Origin of the sequence: Campylobacter concisus, assembly GCF_002913745.1 — a bacterium.
GTDB classification, from domain to species: domain Bacteria; phylum Campylobacterota; class Campylobacteria; order Campylobacterales; family Campylobacteraceae; genus Campylobacter_A; species Campylobacter_A concisus_R.
Genome location: NZ_PPCG01000002.1, coordinates 24,446 through 46,232, shown reverse-complemented (window position 1 = coordinate 46,232; position 21,787 = coordinate 24,446). Strand labels below are relative to the sequence as shown.

18 protein-coding genes and 1 pseudogene are annotated in these 21,787 nt (G+C 42.2%); 6 read left to right on the top strand and 13 right to left on the bottom strand.

Translation table 11 applies throughout. From position 1 onward, the window contains the following. Nucleotides 1-129: 129 nt before the first annotated feature. The 8 genes from CYO90_RS00395 to dnaG all read right to left on the bottom strand — a co-directional run bounded on the left by CYO90_RS00395 (nucleotide 130) and on the right by dnaG (nucleotide 9,948). A complete protein-coding gene (locus CYO90_RS00395; protein WP_258030601.1) occupies nucleotides 130-1,038 on the bottom strand; it encodes an ABC transporter substrate-binding protein in 909 nt (302 codons plus the stop codon). A 233-nt stretch (nucleotides 1,039-1,271) separates the two neighbouring features. Beyond that, nucleotides 1,272-2,261: an argininosuccinate synthase domain-containing protein gene (locus CYO90_RS00390; RefSeq protein WP_103578051.1), complete on the bottom strand. Its 990-nt coding sequence runs from the start codon at nucleotides 2,259-2,261 to the stop codon at nucleotides 1,272-1,274. Nucleotides 2,262-2,320: 59 nt separating this feature from the next. Then, the gene (pepT, locus tag CYO90_RS00385; RefSeq protein ID WP_103578050.1) at nucleotides 2,321-3,544 is read right to left on the bottom strand and encodes a peptidase T; all 1,224 of its coding nucleotides are present in this window, start codon (nucleotides 3,542-3,544) and stop codon (nucleotides 2,321-2,323) included. A 9-nt stretch (nucleotides 3,545-3,553) separates the two neighbouring features. Continuing rightward, the gene (dcuC, locus tag CYO90_RS00380) at nucleotides 3,554-4,846 is read right to left on the bottom strand and encodes a C4-dicarboxylate transporter DcuC (RefSeq protein WP_258030606.1); all 1,293 of its coding nucleotides are present in this window, start codon (nucleotides 4,844-4,846) and stop codon (nucleotides 3,554-3,556) included. Nucleotides 4,847-4,878: 32 nt separating this feature from the next. Further along, nucleotides 4,879-5,577 carry a dipeptidase PepE gene (gene pepE, locus CYO90_RS00375; protein ID WP_103578049.1) on the bottom strand — a complete coding sequence of 233 codons (699 nt, stop codon included), beginning with the start codon at nucleotides 5,575-5,577 and terminating at the stop codon, nucleotides 4,879-4,881. After that, nucleotides 5,574-6,893, bottom strand: coding sequence for an amidohydrolase (locus CYO90_RS00370; protein ID WP_103578048.1), 1,320 nt, complete (start codon nucleotides 6,891-6,893; stop codon nucleotides 5,574-5,576). The genes pepE and CYO90_RS00370 overlap by 4 nt, the downstream gene beginning before the upstream one ends. Nucleotides 6,894-6,895: 2 nt before the next feature. Beyond that, nucleotides 6,896-8,137 carry a M20 family metallo-hydrolase gene (locus tag CYO90_RS00365; protein ID WP_103578047.1) on the bottom strand — a complete coding sequence of 414 codons (1,242 nt, stop codon included), beginning with the start codon at nucleotides 8,135-8,137 and terminating at the stop codon, nucleotides 6,896-6,898. A gap of 98 nt (nucleotides 8,138-8,235) precedes the next feature. Beyond that, the gene (dnaG, locus tag CYO90_RS00360) at nucleotides 8,236-9,948 is read right to left on the bottom strand and encodes a DNA primase (protein WP_181000189.1); all 1,713 of its coding nucleotides are present in this window, start codon (nucleotides 9,946-9,948) and stop codon (nucleotides 8,236-8,238) included. A gap of 61 nt (nucleotides 9,949-10,009) precedes the next feature. Between dnaG and CYO90_RS00355 the strand changes: the two genes are divergently transcribed. The 6 genes from CYO90_RS00355 (at nucleotide 10,010) to CYO90_RS00325 (ending at nucleotide 15,329) form a co-directional block, all read left to right on the top strand. Then, nucleotides 10,010-11,035, top strand: coding sequence for a tetratricopeptide repeat protein (locus CYO90_RS00355; RefSeq protein WP_103578045.1), 1,026 nt, complete (start codon nucleotides 10,010-10,012; stop codon nucleotides 11,033-11,035). Beyond that, nucleotides 11,013-11,447, top strand: coding sequence for a ribonuclease HI (rnhA, locus tag CYO90_RS00350; RefSeq protein ID WP_103578044.1), 435 nt, complete (start codon nucleotides 11,013-11,015; stop codon nucleotides 11,445-11,447). The genes CYO90_RS00355 and rnhA overlap by 23 nt, the downstream gene beginning before the upstream one ends. Further along, on the top strand, nucleotides 11,444-12,115 hold the full coding sequence (gene rnc, locus CYO90_RS00345) for a ribonuclease III (RefSeq protein ID WP_103578043.1): 672 nt from the start codon (nucleotides 11,444-11,446) through the stop codon (nucleotides 12,113-12,115). Before rnhA ends, rnc begins: the two co-directional genes overlap by 4 nt. A gap of 8 nt (nucleotides 12,116-12,123) precedes the next feature. Beyond that, nucleotides 12,124-13,191, top strand: coding sequence for a chorismate synthase (gene aroC / locus CYO90_RS00340; protein WP_103578042.1), 1,068 nt, complete (start codon nucleotides 12,124-12,126; stop codon nucleotides 13,189-13,191). A gap of 562 nt (nucleotides 13,192-13,753) precedes the next feature. Next, entirely contained in the window at nucleotides 13,754-15,022 is a 1,269-nt protein-coding gene (locus CYO90_RS00330) for a DNA repair protein (RefSeq protein WP_103578041.1), read from the top strand. Further along, nucleotides 15,015-15,329: a YolD-like family protein gene (locus tag CYO90_RS00325; RefSeq protein WP_103578040.1), complete on the top strand. Its 315-nt coding sequence runs from the start codon at nucleotides 15,015-15,017 to the stop codon at nucleotides 15,327-15,329. The genes CYO90_RS00330 and CYO90_RS00325 overlap by 8 nt, the downstream gene beginning before the upstream one ends. A 47-nt stretch (nucleotides 15,330-15,376) precedes the next feature. Here the strand turns inward: CYO90_RS00325 and CYO90_RS00320 are convergent, their stop codons facing one another. From CYO90_RS00320 to CYO90_RS10720, 5 genes and pseudogenes are all read right to left on the bottom strand, one after another. Then, nucleotides 15,377-17,818, bottom strand: coding sequence for a molybdopterin-dependent oxidoreductase (locus CYO90_RS00320; RefSeq protein WP_103578039.1), 2,442 nt, complete (start codon nucleotides 17,816-17,818; stop codon nucleotides 15,377-15,379). 20 nt (nucleotides 17,819-17,838) lie between these two features. Next, complete coding sequence (locus CYO90_RS00315) at nucleotides 17,839-18,408, bottom strand: hypothetical protein (RefSeq protein WP_103574131.1); 570 nt, start codon at nucleotides 18,406-18,408, stop codon at nucleotides 17,839-17,841. A 165-nt stretch (nucleotides 18,409-18,573) separates the two neighbouring features. Beyond that, nucleotides 18,574-20,175, bottom strand: coding sequence for a flagellar hook-basal body complex protein (locus tag CYO90_RS00310; protein ID WP_103578038.1), 1,602 nt, complete (start codon nucleotides 20,173-20,175; stop codon nucleotides 18,574-18,576). Nucleotides 20,176-20,180: 5 nt separating this feature from the next. Next, a complete protein-coding gene (locus CYO90_RS00305) occupies nucleotides 20,181-20,888 on the bottom strand; it encodes a flagellar basal body rod modification protein (RefSeq protein WP_103578037.1) in 708 nt (235 codons plus the stop codon). A gap of 8 nt (nucleotides 20,889-20,896) precedes the next feature. After that, a pseudogene (locus CYO90_RS10720) lies at nucleotides 20,897-21,283 on the bottom strand (flagellar hook-length control protein FliK); the annotation flags it as partial. Nucleotides 21,284-21,787: the final 504 nt, after the last annotated feature.

Sequence of the window (21,787 nt, the reverse complement as noted above, 5' to 3'; positions counted from 1 at the left end):
ATTTTTTCATACATTGTTTGTCTTTTTAATTAGTATCAAATCTACAAAATTTTAGTTATTTAATCAGTAAGTCTGGATGATAAACAAAGGCTGAAAATGGATTAAAATTTGGCGGTAAATGTAGATAAATTATTTTCCAGTTGGGTCTAAGCCATTTAAGATGTAATTTACTTCATCATCGCTTAGCTCATAGTGTAAAAATTCTTTATAAAATTTCTTTGTCTCAGCTGCTATATCTATATCTTTAAAAATTTCAGGATGTAATATCTTAGCCGCCCATAAAATTTGTAAAGCCCCCTCGGCGCCATATCTATCCCAGCTAAAAACGCCAGTTGGATTTACATATACTCTTTTATTTTTTACAGCGTTAGTATCTGCGTAGATAGGGTTTTCATATATTTTTTTCAAAATTTCTGGAGCTTTGGCTCTGCCTATGATGATGACATCAGGGTTCATATTTGGTATCTCTTCGGCATTAAGCTCTAGCATATTTCCAGCTTTTTGCACTGCATTTTGCCCTCCTGCAACTCTTATCCACTCATCTATGATCGTATTTGTGCCATCAACCTTAAGCAAATTCTTGCCGTCTGCTATGTGAAGTACTTTTGGTCTATCTGACGCAGCGATCTTATCTGTTTTACTTAGCACTCTTTTTAGGTTGCCGTCAAAATACTCATTAAATTTTTGAGCTATCTTCGGCGCTTCGCCGCCTATGACCTCAGCCATTATAGATACGCTTTTTTTCATATCCACATGATTGGTAAATGACGGATAAAGCACGGTAAAGCCGTTTTTGGTTAGCTCCTCTTTGTTCTTTTTATCGGCGGCTATGACGACGTCTGGGCTTAGCTTAACCAGCTCTTCTACTTGTAAATCTTTGCCGTTTACGCCGTTTGGGATGCTTGAAATTCTAGGATAAACGTGCGCAAACCATTTGTTGTTTTTGATAAGATCAGTCGTTGCTACTATCTTATCAGCTCCGCCTAGCATCAAAACGATCTGGTTGTTTGCATACCAAAGTGTAGCGATCTTTTCCACATTTACAGGGACCTTGACGACGTTACCAGAGACTGGGCTGCATTTAGCATAGATGCCATTAGCAGCGACAAAAAAGCGATGAAAATTCTTTTCATTTTCTTCCTTTTTAAATTTATTAAATATATTTTTTTATATTTTATATGTAATATTATATATGCTTAGCTTAGTATCAAATATTTTTAAAATATATTTTTCTAATTTTAAAAAGAAAATAGTGTTTTAAGTGTATAAATTTACTTCACAAAAAACTCTTGCGCTAGCTTTTTATCTTCTCTTGCGATGTTAAATTTCTCACCATCTACAAAAACGTCAAATTTACTATCTTTGCTGGCTTTTGTATAAGCTAATGCGAGCCTTGCAGCAAGCTCTTTATCGGCTTTGCTAGCATTTTTACTTATGAAGCTAACAGCTCCCACGATATCATCGCTCTCTTTAAAATTTACTTGGTCAAATTTATCATTTGGATGAGCCAAAAGTGCGTTATTATCGCTCTCGTCACGGCCTATTATCATTTTAGCTCCATCAACCAAGCGCAGATGCCTACCAAGCTTTAGCCACGTTACATCGACATCTCGCATCTCTTTATCAAATTTCAAGTAGTCTTTTATCTTCACAGCAAAGCTCTCGATCGTTAGCAAACACCCACCTCCAGGCGTTGCAAAGTCCTCAAAGCCAAATTCCTTTGCCAAAGCAAGCTGCGGCTTTCTATCGCGCCCGCTTATGTCAAGTAGCTTCTCTCTATCGACCCAGCCCTCGCGCTCTGGCTTAGTTGGCGGCAAGAGTTTAGCGCACATCGGACGAAGCACTAGATCATCCTCGTCATCAGCTAGGCGCTTAACCTGAAAGAGCGCGTCTCTGCGCTGGCTCATCGGTCTTTGTCCTACGACTTCGCCTGTGATTATAAAATTTGCATTTTCACTTTTTAGCATATTAAGAGCGGTTTTAAACATATACCCGTGGCAGTCAATGCAAGGGTTAAACTGCTTGCCATAGCCGTATTTTGGGTTAAAGAGCACGTCGCGAAGATACTCGTTTCTCATATCAACCACCTTTAGACTAGCCCCAGCCAAGGCTGCACGGCGCCTTAAAACTTTGTGCTTCTCCTCATCCACGCCAAATCCAGTATCCATATAAAGTGCGACCACTTCGATATTTTGATCGCTTATTATTTTCATAGAGAGCATGCTGTCAAGCCCTCCGCTAAACAAAGCTAAAGCCTTCATTTTTGTCCTGAAAGTAAAATTTAAAGCCTAAATTTACTAAATCTAGGCTTTTATGAAGTTTATTTAGCAGCGTTAATTACGATTTTTTTGATCACTTCGCTTGCGGCTTTTAGGCTGCTAACTGGCAAGTACTCGAAGATAGAGTGAAAGTTATTTCCGCCTGTGAATAAATTTAGCGTTGGCACGCCCTTTGCAGAGATCGCAGCGCCGTCGTATCCGCCACGCATCGGCTTTATGTTTGGCGTGATATTTAGCTCGCTAAAGGCATCTTTTGCTAGTTTTATAGGCAGTGAGTTTTCATCTTTTAAGAACTTAAAGACGTTTTCATAGCGTGTTTTTAGCGTGATCTCGCAACGATCTCCATAAATTTTGTTAAAAGAGCTTGCCATCTCACTTAAAAACTCAAGCCTTTTTTGAAATTTCACCTCGTCAAATTCTCTTATATCAATCTTGAGCGTCGTTTTCGCGCTGTTTCCGCTAAGCTCTTTCACCCAAAAATAGCCCTCTTTGCCCTCGGTGCACTCTGGCACTTCGCCGCCTGGTAATAGCGAGATAAATTTATGCGCAAGAAGTAGCGAATTTACTAGCTTACCCTTTGCGTTCATCGGGTGAGCTGAAACGCCTCTAAAGACCGCCGTGCAGTCAGCCGCGTTCCAGTTTTCATATATTAGCTCACCTATCTCGCAGCAGTCTAAGCAGTAGCCAAAGTTGGCTCCTAGCAAATTTACATCAAGCGCTTTTGCACCAAGCAAGCCCTGCTCCTCATCAGGCACGAAGCAGATCACGATCTTGCCGTGCTTCACATCAGGATTTTGCATAAAAAAGCTAGCCATATTTACGATACTAGCAATCGCCGCCTTATCGTCAGCACCAAGCAAGCTAGTGCCGTCAGTCACCACTATGTCGTCACCAATGTATTTTTTAAGCTCTGGATTGTCGCTAAATTTAAGATAGATGCCCTGCTCTTCGTTTAGGCAGATGTCGCCACCTGTGTATCTTACTATCTTCGCTTTCGTGTCGTTTTTTTGCTCGCTACTTGTATCTAAGTGCGCAAAAAAGGCGATACTTGGAGCGTTTTCGCAGTTTGGGGGGATCTTTGCTATCAAGATAGCACTATCTTGCAAGATGATATCTTTTATACCAAGCAAGCTAAGCTCATCTTTGATAAATTTGGCTAGCTCATACTCGGTTGGATTAGAAGGCATGATGCCTTTTAATCCATTCTCTTTATTTGTCGTGGTGTTAAATTTCGTATAGTTTATAAATCTCTCTACGATATCCATCTTTCATCCTTAGATGACGAAAAATGCGATCGCCACAACAGAGAGAAACATGCCTAAAAATGTCCTTTTTGCAAGCTCGACTGGGCTAACCATAGCAATACCTGCACAAACGATAGCAGCACCAGCGATCGGAGAAGCTGAACGTCCAAGTGAGCCAGCGATGGCTGCGGCCATACCAAGCTTATCTTGCTCAAAGCCAAGAGCAGCAGCGTTTGTTGTGACAGCTTCGTTAAATGCAAATGTAGCAGCGTCGCCTGAACCTGTAACTATACCCATGATAAATGGCACAAATGTTCCACCAAATTTAACGTAGCTTTGATCAGTTTTTAACCACGCTATGACCACATCAACAGCTCCGCACGCCTTTAAGCCAGCGACAAAAACGCCAGCTGCGATGATGATACCGATGACATCAGCGTAAGCGTGACCCATACCGTTAAAGAACTCTTTTGTGATCTTTTGTGGGTTTGTAAGCGTAGCAAAGATAGCTATGATAGCGCCAAGTATCATCGCCTCAGCAACACCCATCTTTGTCCATGCCAAAAAGCTGTAGTCTTTTGCTAGGCTTGTTCCGCCGATAATCAAGATAACAAGTGGGACAATTGGCATAAGAGCATAGATCAAATTTACTTTAAACGCTGACTTCTCTTCGCTAGCAGCGCCATTTTCAAGAGTGAAATTTGTACCTTTTTGATAGTCTTTAAATAATATTGCGACGATAGTTAGCATGACAACTACGATAACAAGAGCTGTAAATGCGCTAGGAATTTGCACTTTTATGATGTCTTGAACTGTATATCCCTCAACTGTCTTTTTAACAAGATCAGCCACATATATGTTGTGCGCAGAGCCTGGGCTTAAAACTGAGCCAAATGTACCTGCAAAAACAGCCGCACCAGCCATCGCAGGGCGAACGCCTGAGGCCATTAAAAGTGGTATAAGTGTTGCACCAACAGCAGCAGAGCAGCCAGCAGCTGAAGGGATAGCGATATTTATAAAGTAAGTTAGCACGGTTGTTACAGGGATCAAGATAAATCCCACGTTTTTAAGTGGCTTTGTAAGAAGCGCAACAAGGTGCTTATCACACATCGTGTATTTCATAACGAAAGCAAAACCCATACTAGCACAAATAGCTTTTATAAGCCCTGCTTTAGTCATGTAGTCAGTAAAAGCACTTAGTGCCCCCATCGGTTTTAGTGCGATTATACAAAGCACCAAACCAACACCTATTAGCACCGTTCTTGTCTCTTTTTTTAAGACTAGAAGTGCTACAACTGCAACGATGCCAAGAATGGCAGCAATTAGTTTAAATGATTACATACCTCTCTCCTTGTTTAGATTTTAAATTTAGTTCCAACTTCTATTTTTTCTATCTCTTTTTGATACTCAAATTTTAAAATTTCGCTGTGTCCGATGACCTCAGCTTCGCTACCCGCTATAAGCAAAGCCGTGCCCTCAGGCAAAGCATAGATAGTCTCTTTTGGATTTGCTATCAAAAACTCCTCTAGCCTCTCCTCCCTGCTCTCGCCGTTATGACCTGCTAGCTTGCCGCTTATGAAGTGCGGATTGATCTGATATGGGAAGATATTTAGGCTATCAAATGACTTTGGCATGATGATAGGCATATCATTTGTCGTCATCATCGTCTTGCCAGCGATGTTTGCACCAGCTGACCAGCCAAAGTATTTTGCGCCGTTTGCCACAGCCTCTTTTATAGGCTCAAGTAAATTTAGCTTATAAAGCGTGTAAAGCAGCATAAAGGTATTACCGCCGCCAACTGCGATACTGCTAGCATTTTTGATAGCTGAAATTTTATCCTCGTAGTGGTGGATCGACTTTATATTTTTATTTTTTAGGCGGTCGATCACCTTTTGCTCGTATTCGTCATTTGTTCGTCTAACTCCAGCGTAAGGGATAAATAAAATCTCCTCCTTGCCACTCTCGCCCAAGAAGTCCTTGACCCAGTTTTTGCAGTGTCTCAAGTAGCCAGTATCTTGGTAGCTTGAAGCGCTGATTAGTAAAGCATTTTTCATTTTTTAGCTCCGTTTAGTTTGTAAGCAGCCCTTAGATAGATATCAACCCCAGCGACCAAGCACTCCTCGTCAAAGTCAAATTTGCTGTTGTGATGACCTGCTTTTAAATTTGTACCGATCATCATATAGCCGCTCTTTGCGCCCCTATCTTGCAAAGCTCTCATAAAGTGAGCGAAGTCCTCGCAAGCGCCAAAATCAAGCTCTTTAACGATCTTATCATCATCTATAAACGGGCTTTGCTTTGCTGCTTCATAGAAAATTTCAGTCACCTCTTTGTCGCTATCAGCACCGCTTGTGCCCCCTGTCATCACGACCTTACTCTCAACGTCATAAATTTCACTCACACCTTTTACGATATCCATACATTTTTTATACATAAACTCATTTAAATTTGTATCCTCGCCCCTTGTTTCGCAGGCTAGATAGCCATTTGGTGCTATGACGTTTCTGCCCTCGCCTGCTCTTAAAACGCCCACATTTATCCTAGTCACACCCTTTGCGTGCCTTGTGATGCCATGCATATTTAGAGCCATTTGAGCAGCGGCTAAAAGGGCGTTTGCTCCCTCTTGCGGCGCTCCTGCTGCGTGGGCTGAGCGGCCAGTGATATGCACGTCAAATTTAGAAGTTGCAAGCAGTTTGTTTGTGCCGCAAACTATGCCCCCATTTGTTTCTGCTTGAAAGCCGATGTGTCCGCCAAGCAGGTACTCAACCCCATCAAGCACCCCAGCAGCCTCCATCGCCACAGCGCCTCTTGTGCCCTCTTCTGCAGTTTGAAATATAAATTTAAATTTGCCGTTAAAATCGTCTAAATTTTTAGCGATCAGCTTTGCAAGCGCTAGACCCATCGCCATGTGTCCATCGTGCCCACAAGCGTGCGTGATACCAGCGATATCTGAGCTAAAGCCCTCCTTAAAAGGTCTATGAGCAGCCTCTGCGCTCTCTGTCACATCAACGCTATCAATGTCAAATCTAAATGCGCTAAATTTACCAGGTCTTTTTGTGTCGATGAAGGCTGTTAAGCCAGTTAGTCCGTCTTTCATGCATTCAAGATATTTTGCCTCGTCAGGATTTAAAAGGCTTTTTGCCCGCTCGATCGCCTTTTGGCACTGCTCTTTGCTGCCAACTCCAAGCCTTGCATCGCTCTTTACGACCTCTTCGCCAAGCTTCACCTCATATCCTAGCTCGCTAAGCCTTTTTGCTAAAACCGCAGTCGTAAAAAAGGTAAACCAGCCAGTTTCTGGGTGCGAGTGAAAGTATCTGCGATCTTTGATCATATCCTCTTTTAAAGATAGTGCTAAATTTGCTATTTTATCCATGACTACTCCTGTTCGTTTGAAAGTCTTATTAACGCATTTGTTAAAATTTTTGTTGCGGTTACTGCGTCTTTGAAATTTATCGCCTCTTTGGTGTTGTGACTGATACCATCCACGCAAGGGATAAAGAGCATGCCAACGCTGCTTGCAAGCTTTGTTAAATTCATCGCATCATGCCCAGCTCCACTTGGCAAAGTAAGCGTTTGTATGCCAAGCTTTTTGGCTTCATCTTCAAGTAAATTTATGGCGTGTTCGCTTAGTTTTACTGGCTCGTCGCTACTTAGCTCCCTTATCTCGTAGCTAAATTTAAGCTCACGGCTTAGCTCACCCACAAAATTTCTTAGCTCTAAATTTAGCTCCTCTAAGCTAGCCTTATCGATATCTCTTAGATCAACGCCAAGCCTAGCCTCGCCTGGCACGACATTTAAAACGCCTGGTTTTGCATGTACGTATCCAACGGTCGCGACAGCTGTTTTTTTGTTTTTGGCAAATTTATTTGCAGCGATTATGATGTGTGAGGCGGCAAGCAGAGCGTCACTGCGCATATTCATAGGAGTTGCACCGCTGTGATCAGCCTTGCCCTGTATTGTGATCTCAAATCTAATAGGAGCTGCGATCCCGCTTACCACACCAACGCTTATGCCGCTTCGCTCAAGCACTGGGCCTTGCTCGATGTGAAGCTCAAGATAGGCGTGTAGGGAGTTTTCTTTTAAGATGGCTTCGTCTAAATTTTGTGGTTTAAACCCAGCCGCGCTCATCGCCTCAAAAAGCGAAATTCCATCTTCATCTTTTAGCTCATGAAGCCTTTGCAAGCCAAGTTTGCCGCTTATTATCTTGCTGCCGATAGTGGCTGTCTTAAAGCGGCTTGACTCCTCACAGCTAAAATTTATGAGCCAAAGTGGGCGCTTTAGCTTGATGCCAGCCTCTTTTATAGATGTTAGTGCCTCAAGACCAGTCATGACGCCAAGTGTGCCGTCATAAAAGCCGCCATTTGGCACGCTATCTATGTGAGAGCCCACGCAAACTGGCTTCGCATCTGCCTCGCAGCCATCATCATAGATGGCGTAGATGTTGCCGACATTGTCAATTTTAAGTTTAAAGCCATTTTTCTCTATCAAATTTATAAGAAATTTTCTTGCTTCAAGGTCCTCTTTGCTAAAGGCTAGTCTTGTCAGCCCTCCACCTTTTAATGCTCCAAACTCGCTTATAGCGTTAAAATTTGCCTCAAATCTCTTAGAATTTATCATAAAAGAACCTTAAATATAAAAATAAACTTAAGAAAATTTATTACTTTTAGATATTTTACATTCTCTTTTATGATTTGAAGCTGAAAAAATGTGGGAATTTAAATTTTATAAAGCTGCTTTTTTAAATCTTTAATGATAAATAGCAGTTTTTCTAAAATTTCTATCTTATTTGGGTTGTCTGAGCCTTTTAAAATTTGCTGTTCGTTCTCGTAAAAGGCGATTTGCATATTTAAAATAGCCTTTTGCAAAGTGGTTGCATCGGTGATCTCATGGATCTTTTCGTCCATTAAAATTTCTCTAACCATCTGCTCATCACTCACGTCGTATCTATAAAGAATGGCGTTTAGATACTCAGGATGCTTTATGAAGTATCTAGCTCCAAGCTTTGAGAGTATCTCATCTCTGTAGTTTGGGTTATTTAGCATGGTTTTAAAAAGTGCAAACTCAAGCGGGTCTTTGTTCATCACAGCTGGCACCTCATCTACCATGACAGAGTTGCTAAATTCATCTTTATCTTTTTTTCTAAATTCTCTTTTAAATTTAGCTTCATTTTTTGGCTTCTGCTTTAGCCCAAACCTATCTGCTACGCTTTGTGGAGTGAGGTTAAATCTTGCCGCAACCTCGGTCACATACGAGCTTGCTATCTCCTCTCCAAGCTCGTCCATATAGGCTTTTATCTCGCTTAGGCAGTTATCTCTTTGCATTGAACGCGTGATGTCATACTTTTGCATGATCTTTTCTATATAAAATTTCACCGCGTCCTCGCCTGAGCCAAAGAGCTCATTAAGCTCCTTTATCTTGCCTGCAAAGACCATATCAGCAGGATCTGCGCCGTTACTTATGATGACTACTTTTGTATCTATCTTATTTATGCTTAGCAGGTGAGCTGACTTTATGGCTGCATTTATGCCAGCGCCATCTCCGTCAAAGCAAAGCACTACGCTTATCTCGCCCCTTTTTAAAAGCGGCAAGTGGCTTGTAGTAAGTGCTGTGCCAAGCACTGCAACAGAGTTTGTAAAGCCAGCGTAGTGAAGCATGATGACATCTAAATAGCCTTCAGTTATTATTATCTGATTTTTCTCAAATATACTTTGTCTAGCAAGGTGGTAGCCATAGAGTAGCTTTGACTTGTCAAAGAGCACACTTTGAGGCGAATTTACATATTTTGCAGGGTGATCTGATATCGTTCTACCGCCAAAGCCAACTAGCCTTGTCGTGTGCGAGTAGATGGGAAATGTTACGCGCTCGATGAAACTAGCGTAAATTCCCTTCTCATTTTGCTTTACAATGCCAACTTCAAGCGCCTCTTTAGGCTCAATGTTTTCATTTTGCAAAAGCCTAATGGTGCTTTTACTATCCCCAGCCCAGCCAAGCTCAAATTTCTCTATCATAGCGTCATTTATACCGCGCGACTTGATATATCTAACAGCCGCTTCGTTTTTGTAAAACTCACTTCTATAAAAGGCATTTACCTTTTCTAAAATGTGCTTATTTTCTTTTTGCGTTGGCACCTTGTCGTTTGTGTATTCAAGGCTGAAATTTGAAATTTGAGCGATCTTTTCTATCGCCTCTGGGTAGGTTAGCTTTTCATAATCCATCACAAATTTAACCGCATCTCCGCCAGCTTTGCAGGCAAAGCAGTGATACATCTGCTTGTTTTGATTTATGCTCATGCTTGGGTTTTTGTCGTCGTGAAACGGACAGACACACTTGTAGCTTGAGCCCATCTTTTTGACAGGGATATACTGCTCGATGATATTAACAATGTCTATTTGGTTTTTTAATTTTTCAATGGATTTTGGATCTATCATAAGCAAAATTATACAACTGCTTTGTTATAATTAAAGTAAAATTTTATTACAAAGTATAAGCGTGGATATTTTTTTCATTGGGCACAGAGATCCGATATTTAGCCTTATTATTCTATTTAGTATCATCTTGATGATCGCTGCTTTAAGCTATGCTTGGGGCATATTTTCAAGTAAAGATGAGAAAAAACGCATCGAGAAATTTATCAAGAAATTTGACAGCAAAGATGGCATAAGCGACGAGCACAAGCAGATGCTAAAAAGCCCAGAAGTAGATATACCAAGCCTTAGCATGCTAGGTCAGACCTTTGCTAAAAATGGCGACTTTGAAAAATCGATCGGCGTCTATCTCATCGCACTTGAAAAGGTAAAAGATAAAAACGAGAAAGAATTTATCCTAAACGAGCTTGGAGAGGTCTATTTTAAGGCTGGATTTTTAAAAAAAGCTAGCGAAATCTTTGAAAAAGCTCTTGAGCTAAGCCCTAGAAACGTGCTCGCACTGCGCTTTTTAACGATGATAGATGAGAAGCTTAAAAACTACAAAGAAGCCCTTTATGCGCTAAATTCGCTTGAAGAGCTAGGGACAAATGTAAAAGATCAAAAGGCCTATATAAAGGCGATCAGCACGCTTGATGATAGAAATTTAAGCTTTAGCGAAAAGGTAGAAATTCTCTCACACCTTAGCCAAAATTTTGAGCTTTTAAAGCGTATGATCTTAGCGCTTTTTATAAGGCACAATGAAAATTTAGAAAATTTAAAAGATTTTGCCAAATTTGAAGATGTGCTCGATCTACTTTACAACCTAAAAACACCTATAAATTTAGACGATGCAAAATACAAATCACTCTTTTACGCAAAGGGCGATATAGATGAGCCATGTGAAATTTACGGCTTTGAGCTAAATGTCATAAAAAGGCTAAAGGACGCTAAATTTGACGCAGCTGGGCTAAGCTTTAACTACGTTTGCAAAAACTGCAAAAACTCATTTCCTATGCACTTTTACCGCTGTCCGGTCTGTCACGAGCTAGGAAGTGTCAAAATTTTATCCCACATCACAGAAAAATCAAGTGAAGATAGTAACACTTTTTAGCGATGGCTCATGTCTTGGAAACCCTGGAGCTGGCGGCTGGGCTTACATTTTGAGATTTAACGAAGCGCAGAAAAAAGAAAGTGGCGGCGAGGCACGTACTACAAATAACCAAATGGAGCTAAAAGCTGCGATAATGGGGCTAAAAGCGCTAAAAGAGCCCTGCGAAGTAAGGCTAATAACCGATAGCTCATACGTAGTAAATAGCATAAATGAGTGGCTTGTAAACTGGCAAAAGAGAAATTTCAAAAATGTAAAAAATGTCGAGCTTTGGCAGGAGTATTTAGAAATTTCAAAGCCACATAAAGTCGTGGCTAGCTGGGTTAAGGGGCACGCTGGGCACCCTGAAAACGAGGAGTGCGACCAGATGGCAAGGGACGAGGCATTAAAAATAAAAGATGAGAATAAGATATGAAAAATTTAGAAGAATTTGAACGTAATCTTGGCTATAAATTTAAAAAATCTGAGCTTTTAGAAGAGGCGCTAACGCATAAGAGCACTAAGCAGGCGTTAAATAACGAGAGGCTTGAGTTTTTGGGCGATGCAGTGATGGATCTGCTTGTGGCTGAGTATCTTTTTAAGAAATTTAGCAAGATCGCAGAGGGCGATATGAGCAAGCTAAGAGCCGCGCTTGTCAATGAAAAAAGCTTTGCAAATATGTCTAGACGGCTAAAAATGGGCGAGTTTTTAAGGCTTAGCCAAGCTGAAGAAAACAACGGCGGTAGAGAGAAAGATAGCATTTTAAGTGACGCGTTTGAAGCTGTGATGGGCGCTATCTACCTTGAGGCTGGACTTGATAAAGTGCGAGAAATTTCTATTAGCCTGCTTGAGCTTTGCTATCCGCAGATCGACTTTGCACACCTTGAAAAGGACTATAAAACCGCCCTTCAAGAGGTCACTCAAGCGACTCTTGGTGTCATACCAACATACGAGCTCATAGGCTCTTTTGGCCCTGATCATAAGAAAGAATTTGAGATAGCCTTGCTACTAAATGGCAAAGAAATTTCACGTGCCGTTGGAAGCTCGAAAAAGCAAGCCCAACAGATCGCAGCAAAAATCGCACTAGAAAAAATCAAAAAATAGGATAAATTTTGAACACATTTGGCAAAAAACTAACCTTAACTAGCTTTGGCGAGAGCCATGGGGTAGCGATAGGTGGCGTGATAGACGGCCTACCTGCTGGGATAAATATCGATACAGACTTCATCCAAGGCGAGCTTGATAAGCGTCGCCCTGGGCAAAGTAGCTTCACAACGGCACGAGATGAGACTGATAAGATAGAAATTTTTAGTGGCGTTTTTGACGGCACGAGCACCGGCGCACCGATAGGTTTTGCTATTTTTAACAACAACCAAAAGTCAAACGACTATGAAAATTTACGTGAGATTTTCCGCCCTGGGCATGCTGATTTTACATATTTTAAAAAATATGGCATCAGGGATCACAGAGGTGGTGGGCGCGCAAGTGCGAGAGAGACGGCAGTAAGGGTCGCTGGTGGGGCATTTGCACAACTACTTTTAAATGAATTTAAGATAGAAGTTTTAAGCGGCGTGCTTGGCATTGGCAAGGTTGTTAGCGACAAGATTGATTTTGCTTTTGCCCAAAATTCGCAAATTTACGCTCTTGGCAACGAAGAGGCGATGAAAGAGGCGGTAAATAAAGCTAGAAGCGAGCACGATAATGTTGGAGCTGTCGTTTTAAGCGTGGCAAAAGGCGTGCCAACTGGTCTTGGCGAGCCACTTTACGATAGGCTGGATAGCGCTTTGACAGCTGCTTTAATGGGCATAAACGGAGTAAAAGCCGTAGAGATCGGCGCTGGCGTAAATGTAAGCTCTATGCTTGGCTCAGCAAACAACGACGAGATGGACGAGATTGGCTTTTTGAGCAACAACGCTGGTGGCATACTTGGAGGCATAAGTAGCGGGGCTGAAATCGTACTAAAGAGCCATTTTAAGCCAACACCTTCGATATTTAAAGAGCAAAAGACGCTAAATTTAGCTGGCGAGGCGGTGGATTTTGAACTACGAGGCAGGCATGATCCTTGCATAGGCATACGTGGCAGCGTCGTAGCAACTGCGATGATAAGGCTAGTTCTTGCTGATATGCTACTGCTAAATGCAAGCACAAAGCTTGAAAATTTAAAGAAAATTTACGGCTAAATTTGATTTGCCACAAAGCGATGGCCAAATTTCTATAAATTCTACAAAGATTGCAAAATTTTTGGTTTAGAAAACGCAGCGACCAACTTGATCTTGCCTTTATATTTTTCTAAATTTGCCAATACCCTGTGTCTGCAGTTGCTTTGAGTGGTGCCAGATGTGCCTTTGTCGCTAGTTAGGACATTGACGCAGCCATGCTTGCAAAGGCTCTTTTGCTTAGCACTTCAGGACCATGCCATGCACCCTCGCAGATGGCGATGACGTGCTCTGGGATGATGAGCAACAAGCGCGCCAACTAAAATTTTGCCCCTGTCGTTAAATACTCTCACCACGTCGCCAGTCGCTATGTCTTTTTCTTGGCTTCATTTACGTTTATGAGCATCGGCTCTTTTGCGCTCAGCTTGGCATAGTTTCTGGTCACGGAGTTATTTTGGTATCTTTAGCGCGTGGTTTTTGCACTCAAATTTAGCCTTTTTTTCTAAAAGATTTTTATTAAAATTTTAAGCCATTTCAAACAAAATTTACAAACTAACTTTTACCAAATTTCATCTATAATCCTCTCATGAAAAATGAAAATCCAAAGAGCAAAATTTACGCCGTTATCGACCTAAAGTCCTTTTACGCCTCGGTTGAGTGCGTGGAGCGTGGGCTTGATCCATTTAAGGCTGATCTAGTCGTGGCTGATGCTAGTCGTGGCAGTGGTGGCATCTGCTTAGCTGTTAGCCCTGCGCTTCGTGCAAAAGGGGTGAAAAACCGCTGCAGGCTCTTTGAGATACCAAGAGATGTCAAATTTATCATCGCGCCACCTAGGATGCAGTTTTACATCGATTACGCCGCAAGGATCTATGAAATTTATCTAAAATATGTCTCCAAAGAGGACATCTACGTCTATTCTATTGATGAGTGCTTCATAGACCTCACTTCTTACTTGAAATTTTACGCTCTTGGCGCAAAAGAGATGGCGAAAATGATGATGGATGAGATCTTAAAAACGACTGGCGTGACGGCGACTTGTGGCATGGGGAAAAATTTATACCTCGCAAAGATCGCGCTTGATATATTAGCAAAGCACCAAGATGACGGCATCGCCTATCTTGACGAAGAGCTTTACAAAAAGCAGCTCTGGACACATCAGCCCCTAAGTGACTTTTGGCGTATCGGTAAGCAAACTAGACTAAAGCTCGAAAAATGCGGCATCTTTTGCATGAAAGATATCGCAAATGCGCCAAAAAGCCTGCTTGAAAAAATTTTTGGCGTCGATGCCTACATCACGATAGATCACGCAAACGGCATAGAGCCAACGACGATAGCTGAGATAAAGGCGTATAAACCAAACACGAAGTCCTACTTTAGCTCAGAAATTTTACCCAGAGACTACGAGCGCTGCGAGGCGGTGATCGTGCTAAAAGAGATGGCTGACAGGCTCGTGCTTAGGATGATAAACAAAGATGTGATGGCGAGTGGGCTAACGATAAATGTGAGATTTGCCGATAAGCTTGAGCCGCAGCAACGTGCAAGTGTGCGGTTCAAAACGCCAACAAATGTCTCAAGCGTGCTAATGAGTGTAGCTGAGGAGCTACTTTTAAACAAGATAAAAAATGTCGGGTTAATCAGGCAAATAGGCATATCTGCAAACGATGTGGTAAAAGAAAATTTGGCAGAATTTAGCCTGTTTGAAGATGACGCCAAAGAAAAGGCGGTGCTAAAGTCGCTAAATTTGATAAAAGAGAAATTTGGTAAAAACTCGATCCTGCGCGCGATCGACCTGCTACCAGAGGCAACTGGGCAAGATAGAAACAAAAAGATCGGAGGGCACAAGAGCGGTGAGTAAAGATAGGGCGAAAATTTTTAGCTCGTTTAATCCTCTTTCTACATTAGAGCGAGCCTTGCGTCAAAAAGAGCGAGAAAAATGCGAAAAACTAGAGCTTGACGAGAGCAAGGTCGATGAAATTTTAAAAAAGATAAGCGAGATAAAGATAGCTGATGAGGTGCGTGTGAGCTACCACGACGGCTTTACTTACGTAAAAACTAGCGGCCTAGTCTCAGATGTAAATTTCAAAGATAAAATCCTCATGGTCGTAAAAACCAGGATCAAATTTGAGGATATAAATGAGGTGGAGATAGTTAGAAGACATTAACTCTTTTAAAATTTAGCCCCCAAGCGAGGGCTAAATTTATATAAATTCTACAAAGATTGCAAAATTTTTGGTTTAGAAAACGCGGTGATTGGCTTGATCTCGCCTTTGTATTTTTCTAAATTTACAAGGATCGTGTGTCCGCAGTTGCTTTGCGCGATGCTAGATGTGCCTTTGTCGCGAGTTAGGACATTGACGCAGCCGTGTTTGCAAAGGCTCTTTTCGCCTAGCACTTCAGGATCGTACCACGCACCCTCGCAGATGGCGATAACGTGCTCTGGGATGATGTCAGTGACAAGCGCGCCGACTAAAATTTCGCCCCTGTCGTTAAATACTCTCACCACGTCGCCAGTTGCGATGCCCTTTGCTTTGGCGTCATTTACGTTTATTAGCATTGGCTCTCTAGCGCATACTTCAGCGTAGTTTCTGATTATTGAGTTATTTAGCTGTGAGTGGAGGCGGTATCTTGAGTGTGGGGTTGTGACGCTAAATGGATACTTTTTGGCTTTTTCACTGCCAAGCCACTCAAACGGCTCGATCCAAGCAACGTGTGGCGCAAAGTCTTTGTAGCCAAATTTAGCGATAGTTGGAGAGTAGAGCTCTATCTTGCCAGATGGCGTGCCTAGGCGGTTTTTGTGTGGATTTTCTCTAAAAGCGCTAAGCCTTGTGTAGTATCTGCTCGCTTCGTCATCTTGCTCAAATCTAACATATCCCTCTTTCCAAAACTCATCAAAGCTTGGCATCTTGACATTTATGCCTTTGGCTTGCTCGGCTGCGTCTGCGTAAAATTCTTTCGCCCAGCCAAGCTCATCTTTGCCCTCTGTAAAGACCTCTTCTCTGCCCCAGCGTTTGCAAATTTGTGAGCAGATCCAATAATCACTTCTGCTCTCGCCCATAGGCTCTACGACAGGCTTGTAAGCTACGATATACTCGTTTGTAGGCACGCTTTGGTTGATGTCATTTCTCTCGACTTCAAGGGCTACTGGCAAGACGATGTCGCTTAGTTTTGCTGTGCTTGTCCAAAATGGCTCAGCTGTTATTACGGTGTCAAATTTACGCCACGCTTTTACGGCGTTATTTACGTCTTGATGCCTTGTAAACATCGATCCAGACGCCATGTAAGCCACTCTCATGTGTGGTAGCTTGATCTTTGAGCCGTCATAGTCTATCTCTTTGCCAGGGTTTTGCAAAGCCTCGATCGATCTTGAAGATGGGATGGTGACGTTTTTAAATTTCTTCCAAGGAGCGCCATCTACGTTGTCGTATTTCTCGCTTATGCTAGTGCTGATGCCTTTTAGTGACGGAGCGATCTTGTCTGTAGCGCCATTTGAGTGGTAGAGGTTAAACTCGAAGCCAAGTCCCTCTTTGCCTATCTGACCTAGCATCGCGCTAAGTGTTACGATACCCCAAAAGCTCATCTCGCCGTGATCTTGTCTTTGAAGTGATCTGCCTGCGATGATGACGCTTGGCTCTTTTGCAAGTGCTGTTGCAAATTTTGCGATATCCTCAGCTTTTACTCCGCAAATTTTGCTAGCCCAGTTGATATCTTTGACTACCTTGTCGGTTGTGCCAAGCAGGTAGTCTTTAAATTTATTAAAGCCAACTGTGTATTTTTTGATAAATTCTTCGTCATAAAGCTTGTTTTCATATAGATAGTGGCACATGCCAAGCATCATTGCTACGTCGGTATTTGGACGAACGATGATAGCTTCAGAGCCAAGATATCTTGTGGTGTCGTTTTTAAAGACGCAAACGCTATAAGTTTTTATGCCTGCCTCTTTTATCTTTTTGATGCCAAGATAGCCATCATGTGTTGGTGGTTGCCATGAAATTTGATCAGTTACAAGTGGGTCAGTGCCCCAAAATACAACATTTTTAGCGTTTTTAGCGATAGCCTCCCACTTTGTCGGAGCATCATAAACGGCGCTGTTGCCTAGGACGTGAAGCATGATAACAAGGCCAGCACCCGTTGAGTAGTCGCCGCTCTCTTCTACATATCCGCCAAGCACTTTTAGCATCCTGTGACCAACAGTCCTACCCCAGCTGATCTTGCCGCTACCGCCCCACCAGTAGCACTCGCCGTAGATGCTCTCAGGGCCATACTTATCAAAATTTTCTTTTAAGGCTTTTGCTGCTAGATCAAGTGCAGTCTCCCAGTTAACGCGCACAAATTCCTCTTTGCCACGAAGCTCGCTCTTTGCTGCGCCCTTTGCCTTTAGGTAGCTCTTTCTTACGTATGGATAGAGCACGCGGCTTTCGTTTTGGATGAGGTCTGGCAAGCTGTTGTTCATGGTATTTGGGAATTTATCGCCCTCAAATGGATCGACTGAGACGATTTGGTTTGAGTTGGTATTTGCCCAAAATAGGCCAAATCTATTTGCGCCAAAGGTCTTGTTTTGATCAAAGATGGTCTTTGTCACGCCTTCTATCTTGTTTGCTTGTGCCGCTGTGGCAGCAAGTGCAGAAAATTTTATAAAATCTCGTCTTTTCATATTTTCTCCCTTATGAAAATTTATTTTACTTTTTTGGCATTGTGCTGTAGGTATTTAAGCACTAAATTTAGGTCAGTTTCATCAAGTGCGACAAATTTCGCATCAACCATACCAGCTAAATTTGCTGGCCACTGAGCAGCTGTAAAGCTGTTTGGCTCGTGCAACCTGTGACATGCCGAGCAGGTCTCCTCGTAAATTTTCTTTGCCTTTGCATAAAGCTCTTTTTGGTTGCCACCAAGCGCGTCATTTGACACTTCATAAACGCCATCAGCTTGGTACCAAACCTCGCCGTAGTCATCTTCAAGATCTTTTACTTTTTTGAAATTTGCCTCGCTCTCGTTATCAAAAGCTACAAAAACTTCAGGGTCTTCTACGCTTCTTTGAAGCTGAGCCAAGTAGTTTGCCGACACTACACCACTAACCTTGATCTTACTCGTTTTATCGCCTTTTTCTACGACCTCAACTGGCGTTAAAACCTCGATCTTACCGATCATCTTGCCATCAAGTGTGATGTTTGCATCTTTTGCGATCACATCAGCACCAAAGGCAAGACTACAAGCTAGCACTGGGGCTAAAAATAGCATTTTCATTTGACAATCCTTAAAAAAAGAAATTAAATGAATTTTATAACCAGCATGCTTAAAATTATATTGCTATATTTAGAGAAAAGTAAGTATTTTAGGGGATTTGAAAGGTCTAAAGTAAATTTAAAGTTATAAAATAGGGCGATTGCTCGCCCAAATTTACTTTAAGGATTATTTCTTCATCTGGATAGCAGTTTGTATCATCTCATCGCTTGTCGTGATGCTTTTTGCGCTCGCTTCGTAGGCCTTTTGCGTGACGATAACCTCGCTTAGTGCTTGACCAAGATCGACGTTACTCATCTCAAGCTTGTTTGCTAAAATTTGAGCTCCGTAAATAGTCTCACCAGCCTTGTTTTTGTAAAAAAATGGCTCGCCAGAGTTGGCTGTGGCTTCATAGAGATTGTCGCCAACCTTTGCCACGCCTTGGTCATTTATGAAGTGATAAAGCGCCACTTTTGCCACCGCAAATGCGCGTGAGTTGTCAAAATTTGCCATGATGTTGCCACGGTCATCGACGCTATATTTTGATAAAAGCCCCTCAGCGTAGCCATCTCTTTTTATGTTGAAGTCTTTTCTGGCGTTTGCTGAGCTTGTCATGCCGTTATAAACATCCGCATCACCGTCACCTTCGAAGTTTAAATTTACGCCGCCAACGCTTGTTAGTGTATTTGCGACAAGCCTGCCACTGCCATTAAATGTAAGCGAGCCCATCGCTGTGTTTTGCACGGCTCCGCTAGCATCAGTTATCGTTGCCACCGCGTCCCAGATAGTCTGGTCGCCAGTTTGTGGGATCTGCTTGGTTAAATTTATAGTAACTAGGCTCTTTGTGCCGTCTGCGTTGTAGATATCAGAGGTTAGTTTCTCTTTGTTTGGCACTTCAACGAGCGAGGTGACTTCGGCATTTACCTCTAAATTTGCAAAATCCATAAATTTAAGGCTCTTGTCGTTTATCTGCCAAGTGCCATCACCCTCAAGCGTGGTAGAAAACTCGCTAAATTTGCCATCGCCATCTTTTACTTTTACGACCACGCTGTCGCCAGCTTTTGCGCCAAGTGATGTGGTGCTTAGCGGGATCTGCCCGTTTAGTGAGATCGTCTTGTTTGTATTATCAAGCGTGTATGCGTATTGGCTAGCATCAAGCGCTGTCGTTTTTTTGTCTGTTATGCGGGTTGAGTTTAGGTTGCCTTTTAGGCTGATCTTTGTAGTAGCCTCAGCTGGCATAAATAAAAAATGAGGCAGTGTTATGCCCTTTTGCGAGCCAGGATCGCCCAGACTTAGCTCCTCTTGCGAGACCGTGTAAGCTTGTGGGGCGCTTGAGGTTTGACCATATTTTTTAAGAGCGGTTGCACTTGGCGTGGTCGGAGTGAAATTTGCAAGCGTGCCAAGGAGTAAATTTCCCCTAGTATCTACTAAATTTCCAGCCGCATCTATGTCAAAAGTGCCTGTTCTTGTGTAGTAGTTTTTGCCTGTTTTATCGACAACGCCAAAGAAGCCATCTCCGCCTATGGCAAGGTCAAAGTTGTTATCAGTGCTTTGAAAGCTACCATTTGACATGTCAAGCGCAGTCGTTTGCTTAGTAGCTCCAAGTCCCACTTGATCGCTAGTTGGGCCACTTCCTGCTGAGACTAGGTTTTGGTTGATCAAATTTTTAAACTCAGGGATTGAAGCTTTGAAACCGACATTGTTTATGTTTGAGATGTTGTTTGACCAAACATCCATGCCAAAGCTTTGCGTCTTGATGCCGCTAACCCCGTTGTAAAAACCTCTCATCATGGCTTTTAGCCCTCGTAGTATTCAGATACTTTATCCATTGAAACGTATTCTCCAGCTACCTTTATCATAGCCTTGCCATCTACAAATTTCACCGCCTCGACTGGGTAGTTGCCTACTTGCGTTTTATACTCTTTGCCATCTTTGCCAGTGTAAGTCGCTGAAATGGTGTATGAGCCGTTTGGCACTTGATTGCCAGACGCGTCTTTGCCGTCCCAAGCTAGGTTATGAACGCCTGCATTTGTCTCGCTTAGATCAGTTGTTCTTACGACTTGACCATTTGCGTTTTTGACCTCGATTTTGCCATTTGCAAGATCTGTCTTAAAGTAAAGCGCAAATTTTGCATCTTTTTTCTCATCTGTTAGTGTGACTGCATTTGAGCCAGTTGAGACCATCTTGCCAAGGGCTGAGATAGCGTAGGCATTTGCGTTTGATTTTAGCTGATTTACTAGCTCTTTCATCGCTTTGTTTGTATTTTCTTGCATCTCGACTGATGCTAATTGGCTAGTTTGCGTTAGCATCTTTTCAGTATCCATAGGGCTTGTTGGGTCTTGGTGCTGAAGCTCGGTTAAAAGTAGCTTCATAAATGCATCTTTGTCAAGCTGTGAATTTGGGTTTGTGCCTGTGCCTTTTGCCGCGTCTATTCTAGAGTTAGCCTTTTTCTCGGCATTTTTTTGCTGTGTTGTTTGTGTAGTTATATCTGAAACTGAAGCCATAATCTCTCCTAAATATATCTTGGTATTACTAGCTCAAGCAAGCTTTGTTCCGCTTGAGCATTTTCGCTCTCGTCGCTTTGATTTGAGCTATATTTGTTCTTTGCTTGTTCTCTTTTTTCTTGTCTTTGGTTTTGATCTGAGAAATTCATCTCAAGCTCGGTAAATCCCATATTTACAAGGCTGTTTTTAAACTCAGCTTGGTTTTGTAAAAAGAGGTTCATAGTCGCTGTGGTCGAGCTAAAATTTACATGCAAATTATTGCCGCGATTAACCATCGTGATCTCGACCTCGCCTAAATTTAGCGGATTAAGCGTGATGTTAAAGCGAGTGATCGGCGCTTTGTAGTTTTGCACCTGCTCTTTTAGTGTAGAAGAGAAGTTGCTAAGCGTCTCTTTTATCTCTGCCTTTGTTTGAAGCTGGTGTTTAGCGCTGTTTGCGATATCTTTTACCATTTGATTTAGCTCTGATTTATTATCACTGCTAAAGGTCTCCTCGCTTGGCTCAGCCTCGCTCATCTGCTCTCTTTCTGGAAAGAGTAGCGACTCAAGAGTTGGGGCTTTTTGCGCCTTTTGCTCGTGTAAATTTACCTTTACTTTTGGCTCTTTTGGCTGCTCATCTGGCTCAATATCCACTATCTCATCATCAAGCTTTACTTCGCTATCATCTAGCTTTTTAGGCTCTTCTTTGACTAAATTTTTAACTTCGCTGACTGGATTTGCCACCACCTCTTTTAGCAAAGTATCAAGCTTTACGACCTCTTTTGGCTCGTTTTTGATGATAGTTTGCTCGACCTCGTTTTTTAGCTCTTTTAAGTAAAAAGGCTTGTCCTCAGTCTTTATCGGCGTGAAAAATTCCTGCTTGCCCAAATTTTTAAACATCTCGTTTAGTTTTGGCACATC

What these genes read in the sequence shown, in the direction of transcription:
- CYO90_RS00390 (WP_103578051.1), bottom strand. Translation starts at nt 2,261, where the DNA reads ATGAAGGCTTTAGCTTTGTTTAGCGGAGGGCTTGACAGCATGCTCTCT.
- pepT (WP_103578050.1), bottom strand. Translation starts at nt 3,544, where the DNA reads ATGGATATCGTAGAGAGATTTATAAACTATACGAAATTTAACACCACG.
- pepE (WP_103578049.1), bottom strand. Translation starts at nt 5,577, where the DNA reads ATGAAAAATGCTTTACTAATCAGCGCTTCAAGCTACCAAGATACTGGC.
- CYO90_RS00370 (WP_103578048.1), bottom strand. Translation starts at nt 6,893, where the DNA reads ATGGATAAAATAGCAAATTTAGCACTATCTTTAAAAGAGGATATGATC.
- CYO90_RS00365 (WP_103578047.1), bottom strand. Translation starts at nt 8,137, where the DNA reads ATGATAAATTCTAAGAGATTTGAGGCAAATTTTAACGCTATAAGCGAG.
- dnaG (WP_181000189.1), bottom strand. Translation starts at nt 9,948, where the DNA reads ATGATAGATCCAAAATCCATTGAAAAATTAAAAAACCAAATAGACATT.
- rnc (WP_103578043.1), top strand. Translation starts at nt 11,444, where the DNA reads ATGAAAAATTTAGAAGAATTTGAACGTAATCTTGGCTATAAATTTAAA.
- CYO90_RS00330 (WP_103578041.1), top strand. Translation starts at nt 13,754, where the DNA reads ATGAAAAATGAAAATCCAAAGAGCAAAATTTACGCCGTTATCGACCTA.
- CYO90_RS00320 (WP_103578039.1), bottom strand. Translation starts at nt 17,818, where the DNA reads ATGAAAAGACGAGATTTTATAAAATTTTCTGCACTTGCTGCCACAGCG.
- CYO90_RS00315 (WP_103574131.1), bottom strand. Translation starts at nt 18,408, where the DNA reads ATGAAAATGCTATTTTTAGCCCCAGTGCTAGCTTGTAGTCTTGCCTTT.
- CYO90_RS00310 (WP_103578038.1), bottom strand. Translation starts at nt 20,175, where the DNA reads ATGATGAGAGGTTTTTACAACGGGGTTAGCGGCATCAAGACGCAAAGC.
- CYO90_RS00305 (WP_103578037.1), bottom strand. Translation starts at nt 20,888, where the DNA reads ATGGCTTCAGTTTCAGATATAACTACACAAACAACACAGCAAAAAAAT.